The 21,515-nt window shown below is 59.0% G+C and carries 19 protein-coding genes; 5 read left to right on the top strand and 14 right to left on the bottom strand.

All coding sequences use genetic code 11. From position 1 onward, the window contains the following. Nucleotides 1–140: 140 nt before the first annotated feature. Both AC2FNC_RS05110 and cobS read right to left on the bottom strand, forming a co-directional pair. Complete coding sequence (locus tag AC2FNC_RS05110) at nt 141–641, bottom strand: hypothetical protein (RefSeq protein ID WP_480516314.1); 501 nt, start codon at nt 639–641, stop codon at nt 141–143. 3 nt (nt 642–644) lie between these two features. Further along, nucleotides 645–1,631, bottom strand: a complete 987-nt coding sequence (gene cobS / locus AC2FNC_RS05105) for a cobaltochelatase subunit CobS (RefSeq protein ID WP_480475981.1) — start codon at nt 1,629–1,631, stop codon at nt 645–647. 448 nt (nt 1,632–2,079) lie between these two features. On the opposite strand from cobS, the gene AC2FNC_RS05100 reads away from it, so the two are divergent. After that, entirely contained in the window at nt 2,080–2,970 is an 891-nt protein-coding gene (locus tag AC2FNC_RS05100; protein WP_480475983.1) for a Hint domain-containing protein, read from the top strand. A gap of 166 nt (nt 2,971–3,136) precedes the next feature. On the opposite strand, the gene AC2FNC_RS05095 is transcribed toward AC2FNC_RS05100, so the two are convergent. The 3 genes from AC2FNC_RS05095 to AC2FNC_RS05085 all read right to left on the bottom strand — a co-directional run bounded on the left by AC2FNC_RS05095 (nt 3,137) and on the right by AC2FNC_RS05085 (nt 5,333). Beyond that, entirely contained in the window at nt 3,137–3,925 is a 789-nt protein-coding gene (locus AC2FNC_RS05095; protein WP_496714751.1) for a hypothetical protein, read from the bottom strand. Nucleotides 3,926–4,026: 101 nt separating this feature from the next. Continuing rightward, nucleotides 4,027–4,575: an NYN domain-containing protein gene (locus AC2FNC_RS05090; RefSeq protein ID WP_480517720.1), complete on the bottom strand. Its 549-nt coding sequence runs from the start codon at nt 4,573–4,575 to the stop codon at nt 4,027–4,029. 131 nt (nt 4,576–4,706) lie between these two features. Continuing rightward, nucleotides 4,707–5,333, bottom strand: a complete 627-nt coding sequence (locus AC2FNC_RS05085) for a J domain-containing protein (RefSeq protein ID WP_480475989.1) — start codon at nt 5,331–5,333, stop codon at nt 4,707–4,709. 106 nt (nt 5,334–5,439) lie between these two features. Here AC2FNC_RS05085 and AC2FNC_RS05080 point away from each other — a divergent pair, with 106 nt between their 5' ends. After that, the gene (locus AC2FNC_RS05080) at nt 5,440–5,694 is read left to right on the top strand and encodes a BolA family protein (RefSeq protein ID WP_209597754.1); all 255 of its coding nucleotides are present in this window, start codon (nt 5,440–5,442) and stop codon (nt 5,692–5,694) included. 9 nt (nt 5,695–5,703) lie between these two features. On the opposite strand, the gene cysK is transcribed toward AC2FNC_RS05080, so the two are convergent. The 7 genes from cysK to pepN all read right to left on the bottom strand — a co-directional run bounded on the left by cysK (nt 5,704) and on the right by pepN (nt 14,817). After that, complete coding sequence (gene cysK, locus AC2FNC_RS05075; RefSeq protein ID WP_480624599.1) at nt 5,704–6,780, bottom strand: cysteine synthase A; 1,077 nt, start codon at nt 6,778–6,780, stop codon at nt 5,704–5,706. A 161-nt stretch (nt 6,781–6,941) separates the two neighbouring features. Then, nucleotides 6,942–7,373 (bottom strand): DUF4177 domain-containing protein, encoded by a 432-nt coding sequence (locus AC2FNC_RS05070; protein WP_480475993.1) that lies wholly within the window; start codon nt 7,371–7,373, stop codon nt 6,942–6,944. Between the two features lie 80 nt (nt 7,374–7,453). Further along, the gene (pepT, locus tag AC2FNC_RS05065; protein ID WP_496714750.1) at nt 7,454–8,710 is read right to left on the bottom strand and encodes a peptidase T; all 1,257 of its coding nucleotides are present in this window, start codon (nt 8,708–8,710) and stop codon (nt 7,454–7,456) included. Between the two features lie 147 nt (nt 8,711–8,857). Beyond that, nucleotides 8,858–10,369 (bottom strand): Asp-tRNA(Asn)/Glu-tRNA(Gln) amidotransferase subunit GatB, encoded by a 1,512-nt coding sequence (gatB, locus tag AC2FNC_RS05060; protein ID WP_496714749.1) that lies wholly within the window; start codon nt 10,367–10,369, stop codon nt 8,858–8,860. Nucleotides 10,370–10,450: 81 nt separating this feature from the next. Beyond that, nucleotides 10,451–11,710, bottom strand: coding sequence for a hypothetical protein (locus AC2FNC_RS05055; RefSeq protein WP_496714748.1), 1,260 nt, complete (start codon nt 11,708–11,710; stop codon nt 10,451–10,453). A 129-nt stretch (nt 11,711–11,839) separates the two neighbouring features. Continuing rightward, a complete protein-coding gene (locus AC2FNC_RS05050; protein ID WP_480493819.1) occupies nt 11,840–12,268 on the bottom strand; it encodes a hypothetical protein in 429 nt (142 codons plus the stop codon). Further along, nucleotides 12,265–14,817 (bottom strand): aminopeptidase N, encoded by a 2,553-nt coding sequence (gene pepN / locus AC2FNC_RS05045; protein ID WP_496714747.1) that lies wholly within the window; start codon nt 14,815–14,817, stop codon nt 12,265–12,267. The genes AC2FNC_RS05050 and pepN overlap by 4 nt, the downstream gene beginning before the upstream one ends. Before the next feature lie 207 nt (nt 14,818–15,024). On the opposite strand from pepN, the gene AC2FNC_RS05040 reads away from it, so the two are divergent. The 3 genes from AC2FNC_RS05040 to AC2FNC_RS05030 all read left to right on the top strand — a co-directional run bounded on the left by AC2FNC_RS05040 (nt 15,025) and on the right by AC2FNC_RS05030 (nt 18,648). Then, a complete protein-coding gene (locus AC2FNC_RS05040) occupies nt 15,025–17,160 on the top strand; it encodes a malate synthase G (protein ID WP_496714746.1) in 2,136 nt (711 codons plus the stop codon). A 59-nt stretch (nt 17,161–17,219) separates the two neighbouring features. Continuing rightward, nucleotides 17,220–17,645 carry a GlcG/HbpS family heme-binding protein gene (locus tag AC2FNC_RS05035; protein WP_480481817.1) on the top strand — a complete coding sequence of 142 codons (426 nt, stop codon included), beginning with the start codon at nt 17,220–17,222 and terminating at the stop codon, nt 17,643–17,645. Nucleotides 17,646–17,868: 223 nt separating this feature from the next. Beyond that, on the top strand, nt 17,869–18,648 hold the full coding sequence (locus tag AC2FNC_RS05030; protein ID WP_480516334.1) for a gamma-glutamyl-gamma-aminobutyrate hydrolase family protein: 780 nt from the start codon (nt 17,869–17,871) through the stop codon (nt 18,646–18,648). A 59-nt stretch (nt 18,649–18,707) separates the two neighbouring features. Here the strand turns inward: AC2FNC_RS05030 and AC2FNC_RS05025 are convergent, their stop codons facing one another. Continuing rightward, nucleotides 18,708–20,948: a xanthine dehydrogenase family protein molybdopterin-binding subunit gene (locus tag AC2FNC_RS05025; RefSeq protein WP_480624603.1), complete on the bottom strand. Its 2,241-nt coding sequence runs from the start codon at nt 20,946–20,948 to the stop codon at nt 18,708–18,710. Between the two features lie 3 nt (nt 20,949–20,951). Then, nucleotides 20,952–21,416, bottom strand: coding sequence for a (2Fe-2S)-binding protein (locus AC2FNC_RS05020; protein ID WP_496714745.1), 465 nt, complete (start codon nt 21,414–21,416; stop codon nt 20,952–20,954). Nucleotides 21,417–21,515: the final 99 nt, after the last annotated feature.

Below are 21,515 nucleotides of genomic sequence, written 5' to 3'. Positions count from 1 at the left end.
GAGCTATTCCGGGGCCTTGACCATAGGGCCAACCCCCTTTTCCCATCGAACCAGCACACCTCTACAGCAGGTTCTTATGCAATCAGATGCACTTGCCCCATTTAACCTACAGTCCCATCTAAACACTCGCCAGTTAGGAGTTACTCAGGTAGCGAAACTTCCTGGGTGTTTTTCGAGTAGAAACCGCGACCATACTTAATAGTGATAGCGTGCGTGAATTCCGCACATGCAATTGTGTGGGCAGCGAGAAGTCTGCCTTCGTGAACATTGTAAGGTTCGCCATCGTTAAGTTTGATCGGTGCCCAGTAGGTTTCGCCTTGGCTTCGCCAGTTTTTTTCCCAGCCGAGTGCTACTTTTTGCGCATCTGCTAAAACCGACATTCCTCCTATGGCCTCAAGAATCCAGTCGGCGGGTAGGTTGGTCTGAACTTTGTCGCCAAAGTAGTATTCGCGTGGCTTAGAGGACAAGTTGGCTATCTCCGAACCAACTAGTCCAGCTAGTGCGTTGGCATAGTTCACAGCCACACAGTGTTTGATCTTCTCGACTTCTGAAGCACCGGTCGGAAAAACGCTTGAAGATAGTTCGGCGTGCGCCAGAGAGGGCAACGAAATTAACGCTGCACCTATCGTTTGTCGTATCACCAATTAGCCCAAGCTCGCACTCGCCGCGCTTTCCGGCAATTCCTCGTCAAAGCAGCGCTGATAGAACTCGGCCACGGTCTGACGTTCCAACTCGTCGCATTTGTTCAGGAACGACAGGCGGAAAGCATAGCCCACGTTGCGGAAGATCTCGGCATTCTGCGCCCAGTTGATCACGGTCCGCGGGCTCATGACGGTGGACAGGTCGCCATTCATGAAGGCGGTCCGGGTCAGGTCGGCCACGGTGACCATCTGGCTGACGGTCTTGCGGCCCTCGGCGGTGTTGTAATGCGGCGCCTTCGACAGCACGATCATCGTCTCGGCGTCATGGCTCAGATAGTTCAGGGTCGAGACCAGCGACCAGCGGTCCATCTGGGCCTGGTTGATCTGCTGCGTGCCGTGATACAGACCTGTGGTATCGCCCAGACCCACGGTGTTTGCAGTGGCAAACAGGCGGAAACACGGGTTCGGCGTGATGATCTCGTTCTGGTCCAGCAGGGTCAGTTTGCCATCATGTTCCAGCACCCGCTGGATCACGAACATCACGTCGGCGCGGCCCGCGTCATATTCGTCGAACACGATGGCCACGGGGTTGCGCAGGGCCCAGGGCAGGATGCCTTCGTGGAACTCGGTCACCTGCTTGCCATCGCGCAGTTTGATTGCGTCCTTGCCGATCAGGTCAATCCGGCTGATGTGGCTGTCCAGGTTCACGCGCACAGCGGGCCAGTTCAGACGGGCGGCGACCTGCTCGATATGGGTCGATTTGCCGGTGCCGTGATAGCCCTGAATCATCACCCTGCGATTATGGGCAAAGCCCGCCAGGATCGCCAATGTTGTCTCGGGGTCAAACTTGTAGGTCGGGTCGATCACGGGCACACGGTCGGTGGCTTCGGCAAACCCTTTGACCTTCATGTCCGTATCAATGCCAAATACGTCACGGACCGAGATATCTTCGGTGGGTTTTGCGTTTACATCGATCGATCCGTCAGCCATGCGCCTTGTCCTTATCCTTTGCCCCGCTCACCGGGTTTGAACCCGTGTGTGGTGCAACATATTGCGGACAAGGGCAAGGGAAAGCGGCCCGCTCCGAAAGGTGAGCAGGTTTTTCTTTCAAACTGGCCCTATTGACGCGCGGACGATCCTTGGTCGCGATGGGTACAAGACGCAGATCAAGCCGCGTTCATCAACAATGACAGTGCTGCCATTCGGACGCTCCCGCCAAACCATGTGTCCGAAAGGCTGCACGCAGGTAGGTATTCAACAATCTACATGTTGTAGAGGATGACCTTATCAGGCATATAATATGGTCTTATGGGGCGTTTTGTAAGTGATCGGGTGTTGGTGAAGCAGGAATGCCAAGCGCAGGCCTTACCGGGGTGTCGCTCCGTGTCGAATGACAGGCAGACGTTAGAAATTGCCTGCAAAGCCGCGGTGACTCCCGGTGGCATTTAACGCTCTTCTCCACACCGTCAATACGACGGGCCAGAACGATCTCATCGTCCAGAACACGACACAACCCGCGATCATCAGCGGTTCGATGGTGTCGTTTGATGGGGGCACGACCTTCCAGCCCTACACCTATCTTGGCCAGGGAAACTATCGCGGAACCGGGGAATCCGGAGAGTTCATTCAGGTCGGCGGGCAGATCTACGCCTGGGATGCCAATAACCCAACAGGCCCGATGACCACAGGCAACTGGAAGATCACCCCGGTTGATCTGAACCCGACCGATCCACCCTGTTTTGTCTCGGGCACCCTGATCGAAACGGATTGCGGTCCGCGCCCGGTCGAAGATCTGGCCGTGGGCGATCGGGTTTGCGTGGCCGGTGGGACCACGCTGCCCATCGAATGGATCGGCAAACGAACGCTCAGTGCGCAAATCCTGCGCGTCCGGCCCCAATTCAACCCGGTTTGCATCCGGCGCGATGCGATGGGCAAGGGCCTGCCGGACAGGGATCTTTACCTTTCTCCGCAACACCGGGTCGTGCTGGGGGGCTGGCGGGCCGAGCTATATTTTGGCGCACCAAGCGTGTTCTGCGCGGCCATTCATCTGGTCAACGATGATACCATCCGGCAGGTGACGACGGGCGAAGCGGTGACATATTACCACATCGCCTGCGCCGAACATGTGATCCTCACCTCGCACGGCCTGCAAAGCGAAAGCCTGTTTCCGGGCGATATGGCGCTGAAATCACTGCATCGCGACGATGTCGAGGAACTGCGCGCGCTCTTTCCGGGGTTACTTTCAGACGCAGGACCGCACCCCCAAACGTGCCTAAGCTGCCTGACCGGGCGTGAGGCACGCGCGTTGCGAGACATGTTCGCAGACTAGGCCCACATAACGGAAATCGTGGCGCCGCTGTTGGTGCGCGCCCGGATCACGCCCCGCTGTTAACTGCATAAGTGCAGAATTTGCTAATCGGGGATCAACCGAACAAGGTTTGACGCCTTCATCCTCCGGGACATCGACCCAACATCATTCGCGCATGGCACGGGCATTATGGGCCGTTCAACCCGCCTATGCCCCAATCGGCATGGGTCTCGATAACACTGGCCACAGCCAGCGCCTTTTCCGCGATATCCTCCGGAGTGTCCTCGGCGAACGCGATGCGGGTCATCCTGTCGTGCATCGCTTCCGAGGTGTAAAACTCAAAGGCTCGCGTATTGCCCGGGCTGTTCCAGAACGCGGTGATCCAGATCGAGTCTCGCCCCGGAACGCAATATGCACACCAATCGCGCCACAGGCGCAGCACCAATTCGGTATCCGGGCTTGCGGCGACCTGTTCGAACAGCGACTCCAGCGGCCACCCTGCCAGGGCGAACATGCAAAGCGTATCGTCCAGACAGCCGCGTTCCCGTGCCATCTCGCGTTTCAGATACGCGCGCTGGAACCGGTCCAGAATCTGCCATTCCTCGGGTGACCAGTTATCCGGGTTACCGGTTTCAAACCGGTTCAGGCTCACCTCCAGCCCAACACTGGCGGGGTCTTCGTCCACGGACAGAATCTCAAGGATCCGGGGCAGCAGGTACCCCCATGTGTCGCGGGCTATCCCCGCGGGATCACAAGCGGCGAAGAACCAATCCTGAACGTAATGCAGGGGCAGCTCGGCAATGGACGGCGTGAAGAAGTCCGCCTCAATATCGGCGTCCATGCAGCAGCCTTCGCAAACCTCGATACTGCTCGGCTTTGGATAGGCGAAAACCCTGTACGCATCGCTGACGATGTCAGAAAACGGATGATCCGGCGGGATCTTCGCGTTTGGCGGTTTCTGCTCTTTGCGTGCCACGGTCCTTGCATCCAAAACTGTTCTGTCTGGGCAAGGCCACGTCAGTGTCATCCCTGAACGCTACGAAACCCGGATCGATGCGTAAAGCTATGGTCGCGTGGTCAAAGCGAAAACCAAAGCTCATCCTTGCGAAAACCGCCTTTCACAAGACGATCCGCTTTCAACACATCCGGAAACTCGTCCTCCCAGTCCCGGAACATGTCATTTGTAACGATACGTGCCTTGCTGTCCCGCGCCGCCTGCAAGATCAACGGATCTGCCGGCGTGCCTTTGGGCGCGACCATGACCCGCTTGGCCCGCAAGCCCAGGGCGCGGCTCAGCGCCCGGTCGTTCATGTATTCCCCTTCGACCTTGTACCCGACGTTCGCATCGAACACGACGCCCGGTTTGAACCCGGCTTGCTTCAGGCTGGCCAGAACCTGCCGCAACGTTGCCAGATCTGGTGCGCCGTCTTTCCAGTGCATCACGTTCGACCCGTCCACGATGATCCATGTGTTGGCCCTGCGCCAGCCGAACCAGGCCCGGATCAGAAGGATCGTACTGGCGAACACACAAAGCAGGGCCAAAAGGAACAGCCAGTCCATCTCGGTTGGATAGAACTGCGCCACGACCAGCCCACAAAGTGAGGCAAGCAACAAAAAGAAAGGCATACGCACAGCGGTTGCTCCGGGAAAAGCACTGTTTCAATTCCCACTACTATTGCGGGAATTGAAACAGGTTTCCAGACAGCATCCTCACAATCCTTTCAAACTGTGTAAACAGCTGGCGACTGACGGCGGCCCTACTTGAAATTCCGGCTGTCCTTGATCTGGTCCCAGGCCCAGACGACCTCTTGCAACTGCTCTTCCTGCGACCGGTCGCCGCCGTTCATGTCCGGATGCAGCACCTTGATCAGCTTCTTGTACGCCTTGCGCACTTCGGTTTTGGACCAGCTGTCATGGGCTTCCAGAATCTCGATTGCACGGCGTTCAGTGGGGGGCAGGCGACGTCCGCCACCACCCGAGGTGCGCCCCTTGTTCTGCGTGCTGTTGGCGCCCAGAACCTGATGCGGGTCCTCAATGCCCAGACGGGCCCAGGCGCGCGCCTCCGGGTCTCCCATCGGCTTGGTCTCACGTTCCCAAACCTTGTCCTTCGAGCGTTGCGCGTTCAGCTCGGCCTCAGTGGTGCCATCGAAGAAGTTCCACTTCTGGTTATACTCGCGCACGTGCTGCTGGCAGAACCAGAAATAGTCATCCAGAACATCCGGTGCCTTTGGCGCGCGGAACTTGCCCGGCTCGTCACACCCGTCGTGATCGCAGATCCGGACCGAGGTCTCGGACGCGCCTGACATGCCCCGGCGCCCACGCGGGTTCTTTTTCTTGGCGCTGGAAACGGACATATCGAATCCGAAGGGGTCTGATTTCGCCATGCTCTATCCTCACGAACGCATCTTTTCGACTCGGAGGCAGCAGTTTAGTCTAAGCAGCCGAAAGTAGAAGAGGGGGGCGGCAAAAATTTTGCCGCTGAGCAAAAAAATGAGTGTGACCGACGAAATCCGAACCCGCCTGCAAGCCGCCTTTGACCCGCATGAACTTGACGTGATCGACGACAGCGAAAGCCATCGCGGCCATGCAGGTCACAGGGAAGGCGGCGAAAGCCATTTCAACGTCCGCATCCGCGCCGCCGCATTCGCCGGTCAATCCCGCGTCGCCCGCCACCGGGCCGTGCACAAGGCGCTGGGCGATATCGTGCCCCGCATCCACGCGCTGGCGCTGGATATCGGAACCTGACGCTGCGCCCTATTCCGCGCTCATCTGCGCCGACGGGGTCGAGGCCGAGATCGCATATTCCTCATCCGTCATGACGTCTTCGATCCCCTCGAACAGAGGCGTCGACAGGTAACGCTCGCCCGTATCCGGCAGCATCACCAGCATGACGGATCCCGGCGCCGCGGTTTCCGCCAGATTCATGGCCACCGCAAAGGTCGACCCGCCCGAGATCCCGGTCAATATCCCCTCTTCCGAGGCAAGGCGGCGCGCCCATTCAATCCCTTGCGGCCCCGGAACAGGGATCAGTTGGTCGTAATAGGCGTTGTCGATGGCTTCCTGAAGGACCCATGGAATGAAATCCGGCGTCCAGCCCTGAATCGGGTGCGGCTCGAAATTGGGGTGGCTTTCGGTGGGCTGGTGATCGTCGTTGCGCGTATTCACATAGCCTGACGACACGATGGCGGCATTTGCCGGTTCGGTCAGGATGATTTTCGTATCGGGCCGCTCCTTGCGCAACACTCGTGACACCCCGGCGACCGTGCCGCCGGTGCCATATCCCGTGACCCAGTAATCCAACTGCGTGCCTTCGAAATCCGCAAGGATTTCCCGTGCGGTCGTATTCTCGTGAATATCGGCATTGGCTGCGGTCTCGAACTGGCTGGCCAGAAACCACCCGTTTTCCTCGGCCAGTTCCTTGGCCTTGGTATACATGCCGAACCCCTTTTGTGCCTTGGGGGTCAGAACAACCTTCGCGCCCAGAAAGCGCATCAGCTTGCGCCGCTCGACCGAAAAGCTCTCGGCCATCGTCACGACCAGCGGATATCCCTTGGCCGCACAGACCATAGCAAGCCCGATCCCGGTATTGCCCGATGTCGCCTCGACAACCGTCTGACCGGGTTTCAGCCGCCCGTCCCGTTCTGCCGCCTCGATGATATTCAGCGCCAGCCTGTCCTTGACCGACCCCGCCGGATTGAACGCTTCGAACTTCACATAAACGGTCACATGCTCCGGCGCGATCCGGTTGATCCGGATACAGGGCGTGTCGCCGACTGTATCAAGGATGCTGTCATACAGGCGTGCCCGCCCCTGTGTCTGCCGAATACCCATTTCAAAGTCCCTCCCGGTTTTTCGGTTAACATGCCACAGATTTCGCTGGGTTGATAAGCACATATCGCGCCCGCAGCGCCAAACCTGCCCGCGGGCGGGCTGCTCAAACTGCGGTGCACACCGTGTTGCAGGTGTAACCGCACGTCAAACCCTGATCCGTCTCAGGCGTCTTTCTTGTCATTGGCGGTGTCAGTGTCCTGGTCAACCTGGTCCCGGCTTTTCAACGACAAAGGCGGTTCATTCGCTTCTTCTGAAATTGGTTTCGGCGCGGCCACCACACCGGGGCCGGGGATCGGTTGGGCCAATGGGGTATCGTCAAACTCGGGCACTTCTCCGATCACCGACGCATCGACTTCCTCGGCCACGACCCGCCGGAACACCAGCACATTGCGCCAGTTTGTGGTCGATCCGGTCAGGCCCGAGCGTTCCTCGCTGGGCAGCAGCTCGGCGCGCTGGTATTCCCAGCCGTCCTGCGCCATCTGGTTCAGAACCTGTTCGACCGAGACCGCAAAGCGGCCCTCGGCCGTTTTCACGCCCTTGGCTTTCACGCCCTTTTGCGGCGCGGGGACGACCTTGTATTCAAAAAGCTGCATCAAGTGTTCCTAAATACCTGTTCGCGCCAACTTACCACGCTGACCCCGGGGTGAAAGGGCCGTCGCCCGACCGGCGGTTTTCAGCCCTGATTATTGCCGCCAGCCTGTGCCGCCTTGGTCACAACCGACAGGCACAGCTCGGTCGCCACTGCCATGTCCTGCACCGAAATCCACTCCAGTGGCCCGTGAATGCACTGCATTCCGGTGAACAGGTTAGGGCAGGGGGTGCCGAACTCGGTCAGGCGCGACCCGTCGGTGCCGCCGCGGATCGGCACCGACAGCGGCTCGATCCCCAGCTCGCGGCAGGCGTCGCGCGCCAGATCAACCGGTGTCATGTCGTTTTCCAGCCAATAGCGCATGTTCCGGTATTGGTGGCTGATATCGCAGGTGATGGTCGCGCGCGGTTCCGTGGCCTGCACGGCCGCACAGACCTGCCGCACGATGTCACGTTGCGCCTCAAGGCCCTCCATCTCGAAATCGCGCAGGATCAGCTTGATTTCCATCTCGGACGATCCACCGCTCATGTCGGTGACATGGATGAACCCGTCGCGGCCATCGGTTGTTTCGGGCGTCATGGTGGCCTGCGGCAAGGTCTGCACGATCTTCGCCGCCAGATGGGTCGCGTTCACCATCTTGTCCTTGGCCAGTCCGGGGTGGATTGATACCCCTTCGATCCGGATCACGGCGCGGTCGGCCGAGAAGCTCTCATATTCGATCTCGCCCACTTCGGCACCGTCCAGAGTATAGGCGAAATCCGCCCCCAGATCCTTGGGCAGCTGTTCGGTAACGCCGCGCCCGATCTCTTCATCTGGGGTAAAGGCAATGCGGATAGGGCCGTGCGGTATATCCGGGTTTTCGATCAGATGCCGCGCCATGGTCATCAGGATCGACACCCCGGCCTTGTCATCCGCGCCCAGCAGGGTGGTACCCGACGCCGTGATCAGATCATGTCCGATCTTCTCGGCCAGATAGGGGTTCTCGTCCGGAGACAGCACCAGATCCGGATCGTCCGGAAAGGAAATGTCGCCACCGTTGTACCCCTTGATCACCCGCGGCTTGACGCCCGTTGCATTGAACTGGGGGGCCGTATCCACATGCGCCAGAAAGCCTACCGTCGGGCCGGGTGCGGTGCCGGGGATGGTCGCGACGACCACGCTGTCACCTGTCAGCGTCACATCGCTGGCGCCGATCTCGGTCAGTTCCTGCTTCAGCAGGTTCAGCATGTCGAACTGTATCTGTGTGCTCGGCGTAATCGCCGAGGTCTCGTCGCTCTGACTGTCGATCGCCGCGTAACGCACCAGCCGATCTTCGAGTTCCTGATCAAATCTGTTCTGCATGATACCTCACCTCTCTGGGTCGGAAGAAAGGGTGCAATCACAGGCGAAGTCAAGCCGATGAGCTGACCCCATTTCTTAAGAAATCGTGGAAATCTGATTGTACAAACCTGACAATTGCCACTGGCAGGCTTGTACAAAATGTAAGGTTCAGGAACTCAGCTTCTTGCTGACCAAATCGTTAACGGCCTTCGGGTTGGCCTTGCCGCCGGTCGCTTTCATCACCTGACCCACGAACCATCCCGCCAGTTTCGGGTTCACCTTGGCCTTCTCGACCTGCGCCGGATTGGCCGCGATGATCTCGTCCAAAGCGGCCTCGATCGCGCCGGTGTCGGTGACCTGTTTCATTCCGCGATCTTCGACGATCTGCGCCGGATCACCGCCTTCGGTATAGACGATTTCAAACAGGTCCTTGGCGATCTTGCCCGAGATAGCATCAGAGGAAATCAGGTCAATGATCCCACCCAGCTGCGCCGGAGAAACCGGCGACTCCGTGATGTCGTGGTCTTCTTTTTTCAGACGTCCGAACAGCTCGTTGATCACCCAGTTTGCGGCCAGTTTGCCATTGCGGCCCTGCGCGACCTCTTCGAAATAGGCCGCCGATTCCACTTCGGCAGTCAGCACCGAAGCATCATAGTCGGTCAGACCGAACTCACTGATAAAGCGCGCTTTTTTGTCGTCAGGCAGCTCTGGCAGATGGGCGGCGATATCGTCCACCCATGCCTGTTCGATCTCCAGCGGCAGCAGGTCGGGATCGGGGAAATAGCGGTAATCATGCGCTTCTTCCTTGGACCGCATCGACCGGGTTTCGCCCTTGTCCGGATCATACAGGCGGGTTTCCTGCTCGACCTTGCCACCGGCTTCGACGATGGCGATCTGGCGGCGGGCTTCGACCTCAATGGCCTGCTGGATGAACCGCATCGAGTTCATGTTCTTGATCTCGCAACGGGTGCCCAGATGCGAAAAGTCCTGTGTTTCCTGATACTTCTCATAAGCACCTGGCAAACAGATCGAGACATTCACATCCGCCCGCAGGTTGCCGTTCTGCATGTTGCCATCGCAGGTGCCCAGATAGCGCATGATCTGGCGCAGTTTGGCGATATAGGCGGCGGCCTCTTCCGGCCCGCGAATATCAGGGCGGCTGACGATCTCCATTAGGCAGACACCGGTCCGGTTCAGGTCGACAAAGGACATGTGCGGGTCCATGTCGTGGATCGATTTGCCTGCGTCCTGCTCCATGTGGATACGTTCAATCCGCACCATGCGCGCAGTGCCGTCACCCATCTCGACCAGCACTTCGCCTTCGCCCACAATAGGATGATAAAGCTGGGAAATCTGGTAACCTTGCGGCAGGTCAGGATAGAAATAGTTCTTGCGGTCAAAGGCCGATTTCAGGTTGATATCCGCTTTCAGGCCCAGCCCGGTGCGCACCGCCTGTTCCACGCAGAACTCGTTGATCACCGGCAGCATCCCCGGCATTGCCGCATCCACGAAGGCCACGTTCGAGTTCGGCTCGGCCCCGAATTTGGTGGACGCGCCCGAGAACAGCTTGGCATTGGATGAGACCTGCGCATGCACCTCCATTCCGATCACCAGTTCCCAATCGTGCTTGGCCCCGGCAATGGTTTTGGGTTTGGGCATTTCGTGTGTCAGGTCGAGCATGGCGCGCCTCATTTCCGCAGAAGTCTAAGCCTGCGTATTAGGCCCGGCAGGGCCTAGGGGCAAGGGGGAATCCTGACGCGTTCAGTTCTTGGAAAACTGCAGACCAGACGGTGTGAAGGTTACATCCTTGCCGCTGCGCAGTTCATCCCGGAACAGATCCGAGATAGCGCGCAGCGCGTCGCGCTGACCGCGCGCAGCAAACCGCTCGGGCGAGTTGATGCGGACCGAGTTGTTGAACCCGTTGGCGGCATGGGCCCAGATCAGGGGGTGAAGCTCGGTCAGGTGATCGCGGATCAGCCAGTTTGCGGTGTCGCGCATCTGGGCGCGGACATTGTCTGCTTTTTCGTTCAGCCCGTGACCATTCTGAATGGTGATTGCACAATAGGCCGACAACATATTGATCATCTGCTGATCAGGGCGCAGACCGACGATATCGCGCAATCCTTCAAGGAAATATTCGACATCGACCTGTGCGCAGGCCTCTTCGTCCAAAGCGATGGCATCGAATTGCACCCACGTATATCCACCTGCGCCCCAGATATCCTGTGTCCGGACGGCATTGCGCAGCGCCTGTAATTCCAGTTCTGCGTAGCTGCCGAACCACCGGGGCAAAAGATGGCTGCCCATCGCGCGCATGTGACGCTGATTGTGCGGGTCCAGTGTGATCAGGTGCTCGTACTCATCGGTAACGCGGGCGTTTGACTTGCGCTGCCCGGCCAACAGGGCACAACCGGCGGCCGCAATCAGAGGGCTGTCCGGCGCATCCGCCTTGCACTTGGGCAGGATCGCAGCGGCCCGGTCGAAATGAGCGGCACAGCGCGAGCGGTGCAAGGGCGGCAAGGCCGTGTCCGTGGCGTTCCCGCGCCAGGCCCAGGCCAGATCGATATGGGCCAGCGCCACAACGGCAGCGATCATCGGATCACCAGGATTGTCAGACAACTCGCCTTCCAGTTCCGAAATACCACCCAGCAAATCGTAATCGGATATGGCCTTGCCGTCCGACAGCGCATGTTCCGCAGCCAGAACCACGTCAGATCTGGCCCCGAACGCCAAAAGATCGGCAATCGGCATACCATCCGATACGGCGGCACGATCCTGATCCGCTGCACGCATTTCTTGGGACAACTCGGTCCAGCGGTCCTGTCTGGCCAGATAGCGCCCATGTTCGATTGTAGAATGTCCAATCAGATTGTCGCAATTCGATGTCGCCACAGGAATGTTGAGCTGCCCATGTTCAGGCAGGGCAGCGGCCAGCGCAGATTTCGTTGCGCACAGATCTTCTGAGGCGTCCGTGGGATTGGATATGGGCTGGGCAAACAACGCCCTTAACGACCGAAACATGGTAAAACTCAAAACTGTAAAAACACTTAACTGAGTCTGAAGTCTGGCGAGGTATCAGGCTCAATTCAAGTGATTTGCTTAATAAACTTTGTTTTTTGTGTCCAATGCGGCCGTAGATCACGCAGTGTTTCAGAAAACAGTGAAATGATGACGGTCTACGCGAAAACCTGCCTGTTTCAGAATGGCTTCCAGCTCCCGATGCGGTGGCAGAGACTCATCTGGCAGCCGGATTCGTTTCCCGGATTTCAGGGCGATGGATACGCGAACGGAAGTGTCCCACCGGGTGTCAAATCGGAAATGGTCGATATCCCGCATTGGGATATCGCCCTGCCGATTGCCCGTGAACCAGCGTACGGCATCCCGGTCCAGCTGCACGCCCGCGCTGGTATTCTGGATCACGTCCCATAGCGCTGGGAGGGTGGCCAGAGACAGCAGGCCAACAACCCACCAAGCCGCGTCGAACAGGATGACCAGCGCCAGTAGGGCCGCGTAGACACTGGCCAGAATGACCACTGCTCGCGTGTTCCTGTTGCGACGGGTAAAGCTGTAAGGTGTCATGCGCCAAGAATGCGGGATACCATTTCCGTCGTGTCGCGCGACAGGTTCGGAGTTTCCGCAATGCGGGACAATTGTGCGCGCATCAGGTCCTGACGCCCGGCGTCGTACCGTTTCCAGGTCTGGAAGGCAGAACACATCCGTGCCGTGGTTTGCGGGTTCACAGGATCAAGGCGGATCAGCCAATCGGCCAGCAGGCTGTACCCGGCACCATCCGGTTGGTGGAACCCTGCGTGGTTCATCGCCAGCGCGCCCATAACAGCGCGGAACCGGTTCGGGTTCTTCCAGTTGAAGTCGGGATGCCCGGTCAATGCCTTCGCCGTTTCCGGTGTCGCCTCTGGTGCGGCCATGGTCACCTGCAAGCCAAACCATTTGTCCATGACCAGCCGGTCATGCTGCCATTGGTCATAGAAGGCGGCCAGCTGCGCCTCGCCCTTGCGGGCGCGCAGCAGGCAGGACAGGGCGGTCAGTTGCAGGGTCATGTTATCCGCTTTGGCATACACAGTGGCCGCCATTGCCCCTCCGTCCAGACGAGAAGTCAGCGCCAGTGCCGCGCTGCCAAGGGCGCGTTTTCCTGATTGCTCGGCATCCGGGCTGTAGGGGCCATCAACCAACGCCTCGCTGTGCAGGCGGGGCAGCAGATCCTGCACGTGCTGTGCCGTGGCCTGCCGCAGCGTTTCGACCGCCGACCAGATTGCCATCGGATCGGGCGTCTGGCCGCGTTCATGCAAGGCCGCAGCCAGTTCGGATTGCGTCGGCAGCCCAAGCATCAAGGCGCGATAGGCCGGGTCCAGCGTGTCGTCACGCAGCACAGCCAATAGCCCGTCAAGGTAATCGGCGTCCGGGGTTGCCTCGTCCAAGATCATCCGCAGCAAGGTGTCTTGCGCCAGCGATCTACCAGCCTGCCAGCGGTTGAACGGATCTGTGTCATGCGCCAGCAGAAACGCGCGTTCGGCGTTTGAATGATCGTGTTCCAGAACGACCGGTGCCGAGAAATCGCGCAGGATCGAGGCTGTGGGTTTTGTCGCAAGCCCGGTGAACTGAAAACTCTGCTCGGCCTCTGTCAGTTCCAGCACTTCAGTCGTGCGGACCTCATCCCCGTTTGGCCCCAGCAGGCCAACAGCGACCGGGATCACCTGGGGCAGTTTCTTTGCCTGACCCGGTGTGGGATCGGTTCGCTGTTTCAGCGTCAGGGTATAGGTCCCGTCGGCCCAATCTTCAGATACGGTCAAACGCGGCGTGCCCGACTGGCTGTACCAGCGTTTGAACTGGGTCAGGTCGCGGCCTGTGGTGTCCTCGAACACCTTCAGCCAATCCTCGATCGTGCAGGCCTGCCCGTCATGACGGTCAAAATAGAGGTCCAGCGCCTTTGCATAGGCCTCATCCCCGACCAGCCGTTTCAACATGCCGATCACTTCGGCACCTTTTTCGTAAACGGTGGCCGTGTAGAAATTGTTGATCTCCTGAAAGCTGTCGGGCCGGACCGGGTGCGAGAGCGGGCCGTTATCCTCGGGGAATTGCCGCGCCCGCAGGTCGATGGCGTCGTGGATGCGTTTCACAGGGGCCGAGCGCATGTCGGATGTGAACTGTGCATCGCGGAAGACGGTCAGGCCTTCTTTCAGACACAGCTGGAACCAGTCGCGGCAGGTGATGCGGTTGCCCGTCCAGTTGTGGAAATACTCATGCGCGATGATCGCCTCGATTCGTTCGAAATTGGCATCGGTCGAGGTTTCGGGACTGGCCAGAACAGCCGAAGAGTTGAAGATGTTCAGCCCCTTGTTTTCCATCGCGCCCATGTTGAAGTCATCGACGGCGACGATGTTGAAGACGTCCAGATCGTATTCCCGGCCATAGACGTCTTCATCCCATTTCATGGATTTCTTCAGCGCCTCCATTCCGAAGGCGCATTTGCCCGCATCCCCCTGGCGTATCCACAGGTTCAACTCAACATCCCGGCCTGATTTGGTGGTGAATCGGTCGGGATGGGCCACAAGATCCCCAGCGACAAGCGCAAACAGATAGGCAGGCTTGGGCCACGGGTCGGTCCATTCGGCCCATCCTTCGCCTTTGCCCGAAGGGTTGCCGTTCGACAGCAGAACCGGCAGGTCACCATTGATGCGCACGGTAAAGGTGGACATGACATCGGGGCGATCCGGGTAATACGTGATCTTGCGGAAACCTTCCGCCTCGCACTGGGTGCAATACATGCCGTTCGACATATAAAGCCCCTCCAACGCCGTGTTGTTGCCCGGATCGATCTCAACTTCGGCTTCCCAGATGAACGGGGCGTCGGGGACATCGGCGGTCAGGCCCTTGTCCGTGACGTCAGGCGAAACTTCGGTTCCGTTAATGGAGGCGCGGATCAGGTTCAGATCCTCGCCATGCAGGAAAAAGGTGCGGTCGGAGGCGTCGGGGTTTGGGCGAAACGCGATACGCGACGTGACCCGTGTTGCATGTGCCGACAGATCGAAGGTCAGGTGCACGCTGTCCAGCAGATAACCAAATGGAGTGTAGTCTTTCAGGAAGATCGTGGTGGGGGCAGCGTCGCGCATGGGGGCCTCGCATCGGTTCGTGTCTGGCGCGACGTTAGGGGCATCGTTCCAGAGCTGCAACTGGCCCCCGCCATTCCCTTGTTGTTTTTGAAACAGCTTCCGTTCGATCCGAATAACCCTAACGCAAAGTCGAAAGTTGCCTATCGGAAACTTTCGGCCTAAGTCACTTACGCATACAATGGCACACAATCGCAGGAGAGCAGGAAGATGAGTGGCAGACAAACCCTGAGCGGGCTGCAGATCGATCCAATACTGGCAGAGTTTATCGAGACGCGGGCATTGCCGGGTACGGGTGTGTCGGCGCAGGATTTCTGGGCGGGTCTGGCACGACTGGTTTCTGAACTGGGGCCGAAAAACCGCGCGCTTCTGGCCAAGCGGGCCGAAATACAAGGGCGCCTCGATGGCTGGCATATTGCGCGCAAGGGTCAGAGCATTGATCCCACTGACTATCAGGCTTTTCTAAAGGAAATCGGTTATCTGGTCGAGGAAGGCGACGGGTTTCAAATCGACACGACGCATGTCGACCCCGAGATCGCGCTGACACCGGGGCCGCAGCTTGTTGTGCCGATCACCAACGCACGCTTTGCGCTGAACGCGGCGAATGCGAGATGGGGCAGCTTGTATGATGCGCTTTATGGCACCGATGCGATAGGCGATCTGCCAACAGGCGGTGGGTATGATGCGGCGCGCGGTGCACGGGTGATTGCATGGGCGAAAGCCTTTCTGGATGACGCTGTACCTCTGGCTGGTGGGTCTTGGGCCGACGTGTCGGGACTGCATGTCGATGAAGGTGCTCTTTCCCCGGCACTGGCAAACCCCGATCAATTTGTTGGTTTCGGTGGCGCGGCAGACAAGCCGGCTTTTGTGCTTCTGAAAAACAATGGCCTGCATATTCAGATCATGATCGATCCGACTGGAGCCATCGGCGCCTCTGATCCCGCAGGTATAGCAGACGTCCGGCTGGAATCCGCTCTTTCAACGATTATGGACTGTGAAGACTCGGTCGCTTGTGTTGATGCGGCGGATAAGGTCGTTGCCTATGGCAACTGGCTGGGTCTGATGAAGGGTGATCTGACCGAAGACGTCACCAAGGGCGACACCACGTTTACCCGCAAGCTGGCAGAGGATCTGACTTTCACCACACCGACAGGTGAGCAGGCGACCCTGAAAGGCCGGTCGCTGATGCTGGTGCGGAATGTCGGCCACCTGATGACGAACCCGGCCGTTCTGGACGCCGAAGGGCGCGAGATTGGCGAAGGGTTGATGGACGCACTCTGCACTACTCTGATCGCAATGCATGACCTGCAACGGGATGGGGGGAACTCGGTCGAAGGGTCGGTTTATGTTGTGAAGCCCAAGATGCACGGGCCGGAAGAGGTTGCCTTTGCGGTCGAGATTTTCGACATGGTCGAAGACATTCTGGGTCTGCCGCGCAACACCGTAAAGCTGGGGATCATGGATGAGGAGCGCCGCACGTCGGTAAACCTGAAAGAGTGCATTCGCGCCGCGAAATCGCGCGTCGCCTTTATCAACACCGGTTTCCTGGACCGGACGGGGGATGAGATTCATACCTCGATGGAGGCCGGGCCGATGCTGCCCAAGGGCGACATCAAGAACACGCCCTGGATTGCGTCTTATGAAGACCGCAATGTCGATATCGGTTTGGCCTGTGGCCTGAAAGGCAAGGCGCAGATTGGCAAAGGCATGTGGGCGATGCCGGACCGGATGGGCGACATGCTTGAGGCCAAGATCGGTCACCCGCTGGCTGGTGCGACCTGCGCCTGGGTGCCGTCGCCCACAGCTGCGACGCTGCACGCCACACATTACCATAAGGTCAACGTACTGGCCCGTCAGGACGAGATCGCAATGGCGGGTGCCCGAGGAACACTTGACGATTTGCTGACCATTCCCTTGCTGGGGGGCCGCAACCTTGGTGACGCAGAAATCTCGCGCGAGGTCGAGAATAATGCACAAGGCATTCTGGGCTATGTCGTGCGTTGGGTCGATCAGGGCGTGGGATGTTCCAAAGTCCCCGACATCAATGACATCGGGTTGATGGAAGACCGTGCGACCTGCCGAATTTCGTCTCAGGCACTGGCCAACTGGTTGCATCATGGCATTGTCGACGAGGCACAGGTGATGGCTGCGATGCAGAAAATGGCGGCTGTCGTGGATCGCCAGAATGCAAGTGATCCGGGTTATGTCCCGATGGCGCCGGGCTTTAACGGAATCGCTTTTCAGGCGGCTTGTGACCTTGTGTTCAAAGGTCGTCTGCAGCCCTCGGGCTACACCGAGCCGGTCCTGCACGCGCGCCGTCTGGAATTGAAGGCGGCCACAGCGTAAAACGAAGGGGGCGATCCGCCCCCCTTTTCTTCTTTCGACATGCAGACACAGGAATGCACATGGAAGTTTCCCTTCGCAAAGCCCGTACCATTATCCGCAAAGCACTTGAGAAAGGCCGCGAGATGGAGCTGAAGCCACTTTCAGTGGTTGTTCTGGACGCAGGCGGCCACGTCATCGCGTTCGAGCGCGAGGATGATGCCGCACCGGGCCGCTTTGCGATTGCGCATGGCAAGGCATATGGCTCTGTCATGCTGGGTATGGCGGGCACGGCACAGATGCAGCGGGCCGAGGCGCAAGCCTACTTCATGGCGGCGGTAAACGGTGTGTATGGCGGGCAGGTCGTGCCGGTTCCGGGCGGGGTCTTGCTGCGGGGGCGAAAGGGGGACGTAATTGGTGCCGTTGGGGTTACCGGCGACACGTCTGAAAACGACGCTGCCGTTGCGATGGCGGGAATTGAGGCCGCCGGGTTGGACGGAGAGATATAGATCCGACCATAGAGAGCAGCTCCGTCAAAGTAATGACTTGGCGCATGTTCCCAACTTGAAGTTTGGTGCTGGGAAAACGTGCCGAGACTGGACTAAATGTCGGGAGAAAATTTGTGCACCCCTGAACACGTCCCTGCGCTGTCATGCAGGAGGTGTATTCTTGCACGACTGTGAAGCTGCGGTTAGCTTCCTTTCCAAGGGGATGAATAACAAGGAAAGCGGAATGTCTCGACCCGTTGTTGGTATTATCGGCAACTCATACCTCATGAACGATCAATACCCGACCCATGCAGGGGGGACGATGAACTCTGACGCTGTGGCGAACGTTTCAGGATGTTTGCCGCTGCTGATCCCCGCCGATCCCCGTTATGTATCGGTTGAGGAGTTGCTGGAGGTTTGCGACGGGTTCCTTCTAACCGGCGGCCGCCCCAATGTGCATCCCGAAGAATATGGTGAACCCGCAACCGAGGCGCATGGAGAGTTTGACCGCGCGCGTGACGCAATCACCTTGCCGCTGGTTCGGGCCTGTGTGGACCGGGGTCAGCCGTTTCTGGGTATTTGCCGCGGATTTCAAGAGGTCAACGTGGCCATGGGCGGAACGCTCTATCCGGAAATTCGCGATTTGCCGGGGCGGATGAACCACCGGATGCCGCCCGATGGTACACTTGAGGAAAAATTTGCACTGCGCCATGTTGTGAAACTGACCAAAAATGGTGTGTTCCACGACTTGTTTGGTGCGCAGGAGGTCATGACCAACACGCTGCACGGGCAGGGGATCAAGTGCATCGGACAGCGTGTGGTGATCGATGGGCATGCGCCGGACGGAACGCCCGAGGCAATTTATGTCAAGGATGCGCCCGGTTTCACGCTGTCCGTGCAATGGCATCCCGAATGGGATGCGATCAACGACCCGGTTTCACGCCCCTTGTTCGAAGCCTTCGGCATGGCTGTGCGGGGATGGGCGGCGGGGATTGCCTGTCAGGCAGTTCAGAAATCAGCCTGACTTGGGCACCGGACCGTGCGGGTGCGCGACGGACCGGTGAAGGGGAAGGTAAATGGCAATCAGACCAGCAGGTTGAACTGATTGACCAGCGGCAGGCTGCGCGCACGTTTGCCGGTCAGATCAAACAGGGCGTTGCCCAGCGCGGGCATTGAGGGGGGCGTGCCGGGCTCACCAGCGCCGCCCATATGGCGATTGGTTTCCAGAACGCGCACCTCGACTTGTGGCGCAGTATGCATACGAAGGGCGTCATAGTCAGGGAAGTTGAACTGCTCGACTTCCCCGTCGGCAAAGGTGATCGCGCCGAAACATGCAGCCGACAGGCCATACATCATGCCGCCAAACATCTGCGCCTTGACGTTTTCCGGGTCCAGCGCCATCCCCATGTCGCAGGCGATCCAGGCCTTGTGAATGCGGATGGCACCGTCTTCGTCGACAACTTCGATAACCTGAGCCACCGGCGTGCCGAAGCTGTAGGTGAAGGCTACGCCACGGCCTACGCCGTCAGGTGTTTTCCCGGTCCAGTTGGACATTTCCCTGACCGCCTCCAGACATCCGGCAGATGGGGCGTGTTCGGTTCTCATCAGCTCTAGCCGGAAGTCCAGCGGGTCGCGCCCTGCGGCATGGGCCAATTCGTCCATGAAGGTCTCGTGGAAAAAGCCGTTGTGGCTGTTGCCGACCGAACGCCAGAAGCCTACCGGGACAGCCAGATCAGCGACGTGGCCGCTCATCCGGTAGTTTGGCACGGCGTAAGGCTGGTTGAAGAACCCTTCGACCAGCACTTTGTCGGGTCCGCCTCCGGGGAAGCCGGTGTAACGCTCAACCGCCTGTTGCGTGCAGGACTGTGCCGCAACCTTGCCGTCAATGAGAACGGCTTTGCCGTCCTGAACAGCGCCGCGCATCCGGGCGATGGCGCCGGGGCGGAAGTAGTCGTGACGCATGTCTTCTTCGCGGCTCCAGGTTGTCTGGACCGGTATGCCAGGCACGGCCATCGCGACCTTGGTGGCGATTTCCCCAAAATCCAGCTCACCCCGGCGGCCAAACCCACCCCCCAGATAGGTGGTGTGAATCTGAACAGCCTCAGTGTCTAGATTTGCAGTGTTTGCTGCGCGAAACCGGATCAGCGTCGGGGCCTGATTGCCGCACCACAGCTCCAGAGCATCTCCGGTATAGAGCGCGGTTGCATTCATCGGCTCCATCGTGGCGTGCGCCAGATAGGGCACTTGGTATTCGGCAGTGATCTCGGTCGCGCCATCCGGCGTCATGCTGACATCGCCATCGTCGCGCATAGTCGAGTTCGGCGCGTCGTCAAACGCCTCGGCAATCTTTGAGAAGATGCCGTCCGTATCAGGTGGATATGGCGCATCGCCCCAGTCGATCTCAACAGCCTCAACCGCCTGGTTGGCCAGCCATGTGTTGTTCGCGATCACGGCAACACCAGTGCCCAGATCAACAACCTTCTCGACCCCGGGCATTGAGATTGCCGCACTGTCGTCAAAGCTGATCATCGCGCCACCCAGTTTGGGGTTCATGCGCACGGCAGCAAATTTCATACCGGGCAGGCGAACATCGATGCCAAACTCGGCAGTGCCTGTCACTTTGCCCATCATGTCCAGTCGCGGTTGTGTCCGGCCCAGATAACGCCATTGGGACGGGTCTCGCAAAGGTACCTCGACGGGTTCCAGTCCGGACGCTTCCACTGCAAGATCGGTATAAGCGATCTTGTCACCGTTCGGGGCGATGACATGGCCTGAAGCTGTTTTCAGGTCCGAGGGCGCGACCCCCAACCGATCAGCGGCGGCGCGTTTCAGCGTTTCACGGGCCGAAGCGCCGGCTTGCCGCATCCTCTCGAACCCGTCCTTCATCGAGGTTGAGCCGCCTGTGACTTGCAGGCTTAGGGCCTTGCCAAGAACACCCAGTGCTTCACCTAAGTTGTGCTGGAAGTCCGAGATGTCGTAGCCCTTGTTTGGCAGTCCCTCGCCCATCATGGCTGAGTTGTAATAGGCGGTTGCTGCCGGACCGTGCAGGACGGTGATTTGATCCAGATCGACATCCAGTTCTTCGGCGATCAGCGCGGCCCACGTGGTTTTCACGCCCTGTCCCATCTCGGCACGGGGCGCGAACAGGGTGACGCCATTCTGATCGATCAGCACGAAGGGGTTCAGTGTCGCTTCACCTTCTTTCGGTTTCAGCGGGTTGGGGGCAGGGCGGGTGACATAATACGCGCCAAAGGCGACGCCGCCAACAATTGCGGCTGAGCCGATCAGGAACGTACGGCGGATAATTTTGCCAACAGAAGCCATCTCTTACGCCTCCATCAACTTGGATGCTGCGTCGTGGATCGCGGCCCGGATGCGGGGGTAGGTGCCACAGCGGCACAGGTTTCCCTGCATCGCCTCATCGATCTCTGCGTCCGTGGGCGCAGGGTTTTCCGCAAGCAGGGCAGCGGCCTGCATGATCTGGCCCGACTGGCAATAGCCACATTGCGCCACCTGATGATCAGCCCAGGACTGCTGGATCGTAGCCAGCGCTTCTGGCGTGCCGACGCCTTCGATTGTGGTCACCTCGCCCCAGACATCCGACAGCGCCACCTGGCATGAGCGTACGGCCTCGCCATCGATATGAACCGTACAGGCCCCGCAAGCGGCGACGCCACAGCCGAACTTGGTGCCGGTCAGGCCAACCTCATCCCTCAGAACCCAAAGCAGGGGGACATCATCCGGCAGGTCGATCTGATGGGGAGTTCCGTTAATCTTCAGGGCCGTCGCCATGGCGCACCTTTTTGTATCTGTGGAAGGTTCTGACATAATGGTTGTAAAGTGTCAGTCTGTCAATTGACAAATTAAACAAAGAATGTCAGAGATTTTCTT

The organism is Ruegeria sp. BHSA123 (assembly GCF_059613425.1).
Note: the sequence above shows the minus strand (reverse complement) of the source record. Positions and strands in the feature narration are given on the sequence as shown.